We start from the raw sequence: 7,529 nt of genomic DNA, 5'->3' as shown, positions 1-7,529 counted from the left end.
TTGCCGACTACGTTGATGACCTGGAAACGTTGTATCTGCAGGAAATCGTGCCGCGCCATTATCGCCAGCGCTACGCGCTGGCACACTCAATGGGCGGTGCGGTGCTGGCGCTGATGCTGGCGCGCCAGCCGACGGCGTTCAACGCGGTGGCGCTGGCGTCACCGATGTTTGGCATCTGCCTGCCGATGCCGTTGTGGATGGCACATCGGATCCTTAACTGGGCCGAAGCGCGCCCTTTGATGCGTAACGGCTATGCGTTAGGCACCGGTAAGTGGCATCCGCGCCCGTTTGCCATTAATCAACTGACCCACAGCCGCGAGCGCTACCGGCGCAACCTGCGCTTTTATGCCGACGATCCGCGTCTGCGCATGGGCGGCCCGACCTATCACTGGGTGGGGGAAGCGCTGCTGGCCTGCCAGCAGATACTCAGCCAGGCACCGAAGATTGTAACGCCGCTGCTGTTGCTGCAGGCGGCCGCTGATAAAGTGGTGGAAAACCGGGCGCAGGATCTGTTCTGCCAGGCGCTGCCCGGTCCTGGCCAGCGCCCGCGGGTGATTGCCGGTGCGCGCCACGAAATCCTGTTTGAGCAAGACCGGATGCGGGCCGAAGCCCTGGAAGCCATCCTGACATTTTTTGCCGGTCATCGCTGAATGGCCGCACCTGCCAAAATAATCAGAGGTATTATGTATCGTATTGTTGCTTCAGACCTCGACGGCACGCTGCTGTCGCCGGACCACACCCTCTCGCCGTTTGCCCGCGAAACGCTGCAGTTAGTCACCCGCAAGGGCATTCACTTCGTTTTCGCTACCGGGCGTCACTATATTGACGTGGCACAGATGCGCGACAGCCTGGGTATCGATGCCTATATGATCACCTCGAACGGCGCCCGCGTGCACAATACCGCCGGTGAACTGATCTTCAGCCATAACCTGGAAGAAGAGATCGCCCTCGAACTGTTTGCCATTCAGCACCATAACCCGGATATCTTCACCAACGTTTATCGCGATGAAGAGTGGTTCCTCAACCGCCATCGCCCGGAAGAGATGGACTTCTTCCGCGAGTCTGACTTCAACTATCAGGTCTACGAGCAGGGCCAGCTGGCGACCGACGGTATCAGCAAGGTGTTCTTCACCTGCGCCGATCCCGAGCTGCTGATCCCGCTGGAACAGGCGCTGACTGCCCGCTGGGGCGACCGGGTTAACGTCTGCTTCTCGCTGCCGACCTGTCTGGAAGTGATGGCCGGTGGCGTCTCCAAGGGGCATGCACTGGATGCGGTATCGAAGAAGTTAGGCTGTACGCTGCAGGATTGTATCGCCTTCGGCGACGGCATGAATGATACCGAGATGCTGAGCATGTCGGGTAAGGGCTGCGTGATGCAGAATGCCGACCCGCGCCTGAAAACACTGCTGCCGGAACTGGACGTGATCGGCAGCAACGCCGAGCAGGCGGTGCCGCACACCCTGCGTGCGCTGTACGCCGTTTAAGTTTTCGCTTAACGCCGCAGACAACAAAAGGGCTGAGCCCGCACGGTTTCGTCACCGTCAGAGCGATCTGACCGGTGACGAGCCGTGCGGTAACTCAGCCCTTTTTTAATGGCGGCGGTTTCCCGCTGCCGTTACGCTTTCAGACCCGCCTTACTGCGAACCGGCTGCCAGCGCCTGCTTGTGCTTGTTCTCGCTCAGCATGGTCATAATCAGCAGGATCACCGCCAGCACGCAGCCGCCGACCATCACCGCAAAGCCGCCGTTCCAGCCGAAGTAGTCAACGGTATAACCGACGATGGCGCTGGCGGCCACCGAGCCACCCAGGTAACCGAACAGCCCGGTAAAGCCTGCGGCTGTGCCGGCCGCTTTCTTCGGTGCCAGCTCAAGCGCATGCAGGCCAATCAGCATCACCGGACCGTAGATCAGGAAGCCAATGATGGTCATACAGGCCATATCAATGCCGGGGTTGCCCGCCGGGTTCATCCAGTACACCACGGTGGCAATGGTCACCAGGGTCATAAAGAACACGCCGGTTGCGCCACGGTTGCCTTTGAACACCTTGTCAGACATCCAGCCGCACAGCAGCGTGCCGGGAATACCGGCGTACTCGTAGAAGAAGTAGGCCCACGACGACTTATCCAGCGTAAAGTGCTTCACCTCTTTCAGGTAGGTCGGCGACCAGTCGAGGATGCCGTAGCGCAGCAGATAGACGAAGACGTTAGCCAGCGCGATGTACCACAGCAGCTTGTTTGGCAGGATGTACTGCATAAAGATCTGCTTCGCGGTCAGCTCTTCTTCATGCTTTTCGTTGTAATCCGGCGGGTAGTCGTTTTTGTATTCTTCAATCGGCGGCAGGCCGCAGGACTGTGGCGTGTCACGCATCAGGGCAAAGGCGATAATCGCTACCAGGATCGCGCCGAAGGCCGGCATATAGAGGGCGGCCTTCCAGTCGTTAAACCACGCCATGCCGAGCAGGAACAGCAGCGGCGGCAGACCACCGCCGACGTTATGCGCGCAGTTCCATACCGATACGATGCCGCCGCGCTCTTTCTGCGACCACCAGTGCACCATGGTACGACCACACGGCGGCCAGCCCATCCCCTGGAACCAGCCGCACAGGAACAGCAGCACGAACATCACCATGATGCTGGAGGTTGCCCACGGCACAAAGCCCATGATCAGCATCACCACGCCGGCCAGAATCAGCCCGGCAGGCAGGAAGACGCGCGGGTTAGAGCGGTCGGAGATCGAGCCCATCAGAAACTTGGAGAAGCCGTAGGCAATCGAGATCCCGGACAGCGCGAAGCCTAAATCACCGCGGGAGAACCCCTGCTCGATCAGATAAGGCATGGCGAGGGTGAAGTTCTTGCGCACCAGGTAATAGGCCGCATAACCGAAGAAGATCCCCATAAAGATCTGCCAGCGCAGCTTGCGGTACAGCGGATCGACGCGGCTGTCATCAACGCGAGGCTGATGCGCGGCCGGCTTGAAAATACTTAGCATGACTAACTCCCGAGGTTCGAAAAATGACAGCCGCCGGCAGGCAAATTGACGCGCACGGAAACAGGTTAAGAAAAATGTTCCATTTCGCGCATTTTGCAGCGGATGTCAGGATAAGCACGGCGAATAAGGTCGCGGATGTTACAGTTTTATGACGAAATGGCTACATCTCCATCATTAAAACGTGGGGTATTTTCGAAGTGGAACTATATTATGTGATGTTAATCACAATTATTATCCATGGTGGCAGTGGTGCTTTCGTTTGGTGAGTGTTTACTTTCCAAAAGGAAGATTAAGGCGATTGCACAGGGCAGGTCGCAGTTCCTCGTCGCGAACAGAGAGCGTTGTGCTAAGGCGTTATCGGATCAGCGGCCTGACGGGAACGGGGGAAAGTGCATAAATTAACGCCAGATAGCGTTAATTTATGCAGAGAGTGGGCTGAGGAAAATGATTATGCCTTCGCCGGGCGGATTTTTTTGGTCAGCCCTTTAAGGAAGTTACGCAGGATCTGATCGCCGCACTCACGGTAGTTCTTGTGCCCAGGTTTACGGAATATCGCGCCAATTTCCGACTGTCCGACGGCAAAGTCGGCTGATTTCAGCAGGTCGGTGATATCGGTGGTTTTCAGATCAAAGGCGATGCGCAGCTTCTTCAGGATGATGTTGTTGGTCATTTTGCGCTCAATCGACGGCGCGGGTGCTTCGTCGCTTTTTCCGCGACGCAGGAAAATTAAACCGTTCAGAAAGTAGCCCATGACCACGTCGGGGCAGGGACGAAAACCGGCTTCGTCCTCTTTTTTCAGGAAGCTGTGCACTTCCGCTTCGCTGACTTCGCTCTCTGCCAGCGCCAGGATGCTGACGACTTTGGCATCGTTCAAATCCAGCATATAGCGCACGCTGCGCAGGACATCGTTATTGGTCATGGACATTCTCTTCAATAAAACTGTTTCAGTGTGCGCATTATAGGGGCAATCGCCCGCTTAAACAGAAAAAACCGCCAGCGTTGTGCCGGCGGCAGGGAGAGCAGAGAAACCGCGCGGGTCAGGAGCGGGCGAGGGTCGTCGGCAGCGGCGTGCCCGGACGCGAGGCATCGCGCACCCGCGGCAGGTTGTTACAGGCGTGCTGGCGCGCCGAGTGGATAAAGGCTTCGACTACAGGCTGGCGTTGTTCACCGTCACGCACGGCCGCGTACAGGCGGCTCCACAGGCCGTCGCCCAGCGTTTTGGTCACCACCAGGTTTTGTTGCTCAAAACTCTCCACCACCCAGTGCGGCAGGGCGGCAATGCCCATCTGCGCCGCTACCATCTGAATCAGCAGCAGCGTGTTATCGACGTTCTTCAGCGCGGGGCTGACGCCTGCGGGCTGCAGGAAGTGCCGCCAGATATCCAGACGCTGGCGCTGTACTGGATAGATTAACAGCACCTCCTGCGCCAGATCCTCCGGTGAAATATGCGCCTTTGCGGCCAGCGGATGATCGGGTGCCAGCACCAGGCGCACTTCGAAATCGAACATTGGCGCGTAGAACAGCCCGCTGCTGGTCAGAATATCGGAGGTCAGCACGATATCCAGCTCACCCTGCTGCAGCGACGGCTGCGGGTCGAAGGTGACGCCTGATTTAAAGTCCATCTTCACCTGCGGCCAGCTCTTGCGGAAATTGTTCAGCGCCGGGGTCAGCCACTGAATGCAGCTGTGGCACTCGATGGCGATGCGCAGCGCGCTCTGCTGCGGCTCATGGCAGGCCTGGAGCGCCTGCTGGATCTGCGGCAGCACCTGCTCGGCCAGCTGCAGCAGGATCTCCCCCTGGGGGGTGAAACGCAGCGGCTGGCTCTTACGCACAAACAGGCGGAAGCCGAGACGCTGTTCCAGATCGCTGAACTGGTGAGATAACGCTGACTGCGTCTGGTGCAGCTGGGCGGCGGCGGCGGCCAGCGAACCGGTATTTTGCAGTGCCTGCAGCGTTCGCAGGTGTTTAAGTTCGATCATGAGGGTCCTTCACATCGACGGTGAACATTTTGCGCTTGTGGTGAATACAGTACCTGCGGATTATAGCGGTGTAAACATCTGGACGTCCAAATGAATCTGGCCGCAACGTTAATCGGGCGATTAACTCTCCGGGCAGGGCGCGAAATCTGCGCATAACCGCAGTCAGCATGACGGCCACGCGGACGCCGAACACTGAAAACGCTACAGGTAAGGAGTTGAAGATGACGATTCAGAACCATACGCTCGGCTTTCCCCGCGTCGGCCTGCGCCGTGAACTCAAAAAGGCTCTCGAGAGCTACTGGGCTGGTAACAGCAGCCAGGCCGATCTGCTGGCCGTCGGCCGTGAACTGCGCGCCCGCCACTGGCAGCAGCAAAAAGACGCCGGTGTAGACCTGCTGCCGGTAGGCGACTTCGCCTGGTACGATCACGTGCTGACCACCAGTCTGATGCTCGGTAACGTGCCGCCGCGTCACCAGAATACAGACGGCTCCGTTGACCTCGACACTCTGTTCCGCCTTGGTCGTGGCCGTGCGCCAGGCGGCGAACCTGTCGCCGCCGCCGAGATGACCAAATGGTTTAACACTAACTACCACTACATGGTGCCGGAATTTGTGCAGGGCATGCAGTTCAGGCTGAGCTGGACCCAGCTGCTGGAAGAAGTCGACGAAGCGCTGGCGCTGGGGCACCGGGTGAAGCCGGTGCTGCTCGGCCCGGTCACTTACCTGTGGCTGGGCAAAGTAAAGGGCGAGCCGTTTAACCGCCTGAGCCTGCTGCCAGACATTCTGCCGGTGTACCAGCAGCTGCTGGCCGAACTGGCCAGACGCGGTGTCGAATGGGTGCAGATTGATGAGCCGGCGCTGGCGCTGGAACTGCCCGCCGAGTGGCTGAATGCCTTCAGACCGGCTTACGCTACGCTGCAGGGGCAGATTAAGCTGCTGCTAACCACCTACTTTGACAGCATCGGTCATAACCTTGAGACCATCACCACGCTGCCGGTACAGGGCCTGCACGTCGATCTGGTGCAGGGTAAAGACGATATCGCCTCCCTGAACGCCAGCATCCCGGCCGACTGGCTACTCTCCCTCGGCGTGATCAACGGACGTAACGTCTGGCGCGCCGATCTCAGCAGCTGGTTTGACCGCCTGCAGCCGCTGGTCGACCGGCGTCAACAGCTGTGGATTGGCTCTTCCTGCTCGCTGCTGCACAGCCCGATCGATCTGAGCGTGGAAACCCGCCTGGATGCGGAAGTGAAAAGCTGGTTCGCCTTTGCGCTGCAGAAGTGTGCCGAGCTGTCGCTGTTAAGCAACGCGCTGAACACAAACGATGCCGCGTCACTGGAAGCCTGGAGCGCGCCGATCCGCGCCCGGCAGACCTCAACCCGCGTGCACAATGCGACCGTAGCGCAGCGTCTGGCGGCAGTCACCGCCAAAGATAGCCTGCGTAATAACGGCTATCCGCTGCGTGCTGAAGCCCAGCGCCGGCGCTTCCGGCTGCCGGCCTGGCCGACCACCACCATCGGCTCCTTCCCGCAGACTCCTGAAATCCGCGGCCTGCGTCTCGACTTCAGGCAGGGGCGTCTTGACGGCGGTCGCTACCGCAGCGGCATCGCTGAACATATTAAGCAGGCGATCGCCGAGCAGGAATGCCTTGGCCTGGACGTGCTGGTGCACGGTGAAGCCGAGCGTAACGATATGGTGGAGTACTTCGGTGAGAACCTTGACGGCTTCGTCTTCAGCCAGAACGGCTGGGTGCAGAGCTACGGTTCACGCTGCGTGAAGCCACCGGTGATTATCGGCGACGTCAGCCGCCCGGGGGCGATCACCGTGGAGTGGGCGAAATACGCGCAGTCTCTGACCGACAAGCCGGTAAAAGGCATGCTGACCGGTCCGGTGACGATCCTCTGCTGGTCATTCCTGCGGGAAGACGTCAGCCGGGAAACCATTGCGCGGCAGATCGCGCTGGCGCTGCGTGATGAGGTGGCCGATCTGGAGAAGGCCGGGATCGGCATCATCCAGATTGACGAGCCTGCGCTGCGCGAAGGGCTGCCGCTGCACCAGTCTGACTGGGCGGCGTATCTGGCGTGGGCGGTGGAGGCCTTCCGGCTGAGCGCTGCGGTGGTGCGGGACGACACGCAGATCCACACCCACATGTGTTACTGCGAGTTCAACGACATTATGCCTGCGATCGCCGCGCTGGATGCAGACGTGATCACGATTGAAACCTCACGTTCCGATATGGAACTGCTGGAATCATTTGAGGAGTTTGCGTATCCGAATGAGATTGGTCCGGGGGTGTACGATATTCACTCGCCGAACGTGCCGGACGTCGGGGAGATCGAAGCGCTGCTGCTGAAGGCCGCGCAACGCATCCCGCCGGAACGTCTGTGGGTGAACCCTGACTGTGGCCTGAAAACCCGCGGCTGGGCCGAAACCCGCCAGGCGCTGGCCAATATGGTACAAGCGGCACAGAACCTGCGTAATGCGAAGGCCTGATTAAAATCCATCCTGCTTCAGGCCGCAGAGGAGGTTGCCCGCGTTTATTCCCTGCGGTATTCAGGTGTGCC

The 7,529-nt window shown here is 59.4% G+C and carries 6 protein-coding genes; 3 read left to right on the top strand and 3 right to left on the bottom strand.

Going from position 1 to position 7,529, the window contains the following annotated elements; all coding sequences use genetic code 11:
• Together NV64_RS12690 and yigL are read left to right on the top strand one after the other, a co-directional pair.
• The coding region (locus NV64_RS12690) for an alpha/beta fold hydrolase (RefSeq protein ID WP_233208979.1) at window positions 1–650 on the top strand (650 nt) is incomplete at its 5' end.
• Window positions 651–683: 33 nt separating this feature from the next.
• Window positions 684–1,484 carry a sugar/pyridoxal phosphate phosphatase YigL gene (gene yigL, locus NV64_RS12685; RefSeq protein ID WP_101506076.1) on the top strand — a complete coding sequence of 267 codons (801 nt, stop codon included), beginning with the start codon at window positions 684–686 and terminating at the stop codon, window positions 1,482–1,484.
• A gap of 150 nt (window positions 1,485–1,634) precedes the next feature.
• Here yigL and glpT read toward each other — a convergent pair whose 3' ends face one another.
• The 3 genes from glpT to metR all read right to left on the bottom strand — a co-directional run bounded on the left by glpT (window position 1,635) and on the right by metR (window position 4,966).
• Complete coding sequence (gene glpT / locus NV64_RS12680) at window positions 1,635–2,987, bottom strand: glycerol-3-phosphate transporter (RefSeq protein ID WP_056234797.1); 1,353 nt, start codon at window positions 2,985–2,987, stop codon at window positions 1,635–1,637.
• Window positions 2,988–3,435: 448 nt separating this feature from the next.
• Window positions 3,436–3,906 carry a DUF1456 family protein gene (locus NV64_RS12675; protein ID WP_056234799.1) on the bottom strand — a complete coding sequence of 157 codons (471 nt, stop codon included), beginning with the start codon at window positions 3,904–3,906 and terminating at the stop codon, window positions 3,436–3,438.
• 118 nt (window positions 3,907–4,024) lie between these two features.
• Complete coding sequence (metR, locus tag NV64_RS12670; protein WP_056234802.1) at window positions 4,025–4,966, bottom strand: HTH-type transcriptional regulator MetR; 942 nt, start codon at window positions 4,964–4,966, stop codon at window positions 4,025–4,027.
• 221 nt (window positions 4,967–5,187) lie between these two features.
• Between metR and metE the strand changes: the two genes are divergently transcribed.
• Window positions 5,188–7,458: a 5-methyltetrahydropteroyltriglutamate--homocysteine S-methyltransferase gene (gene metE, locus NV64_RS12665; RefSeq protein ID WP_101506056.1), complete on the top strand. Its 2,271-nt coding sequence runs from the start codon at window positions 5,188–5,190 to the stop codon at window positions 7,456–7,458.
• Window positions 7,459–7,529: the final 71 nt, after the last annotated feature.

Origin of the sequence: Erwinia sp. B116 (assembly GCF_002865965.1) — a bacterium.
Classification (GTDB): domain Bacteria; phylum Pseudomonadota; class Gammaproteobacteria; order Enterobacterales; family Enterobacteriaceae; genus Erwinia.
Note: the sequence above shows the minus strand (reverse complement) of the source record. Positions and strands in the feature narration are given on the sequence as shown.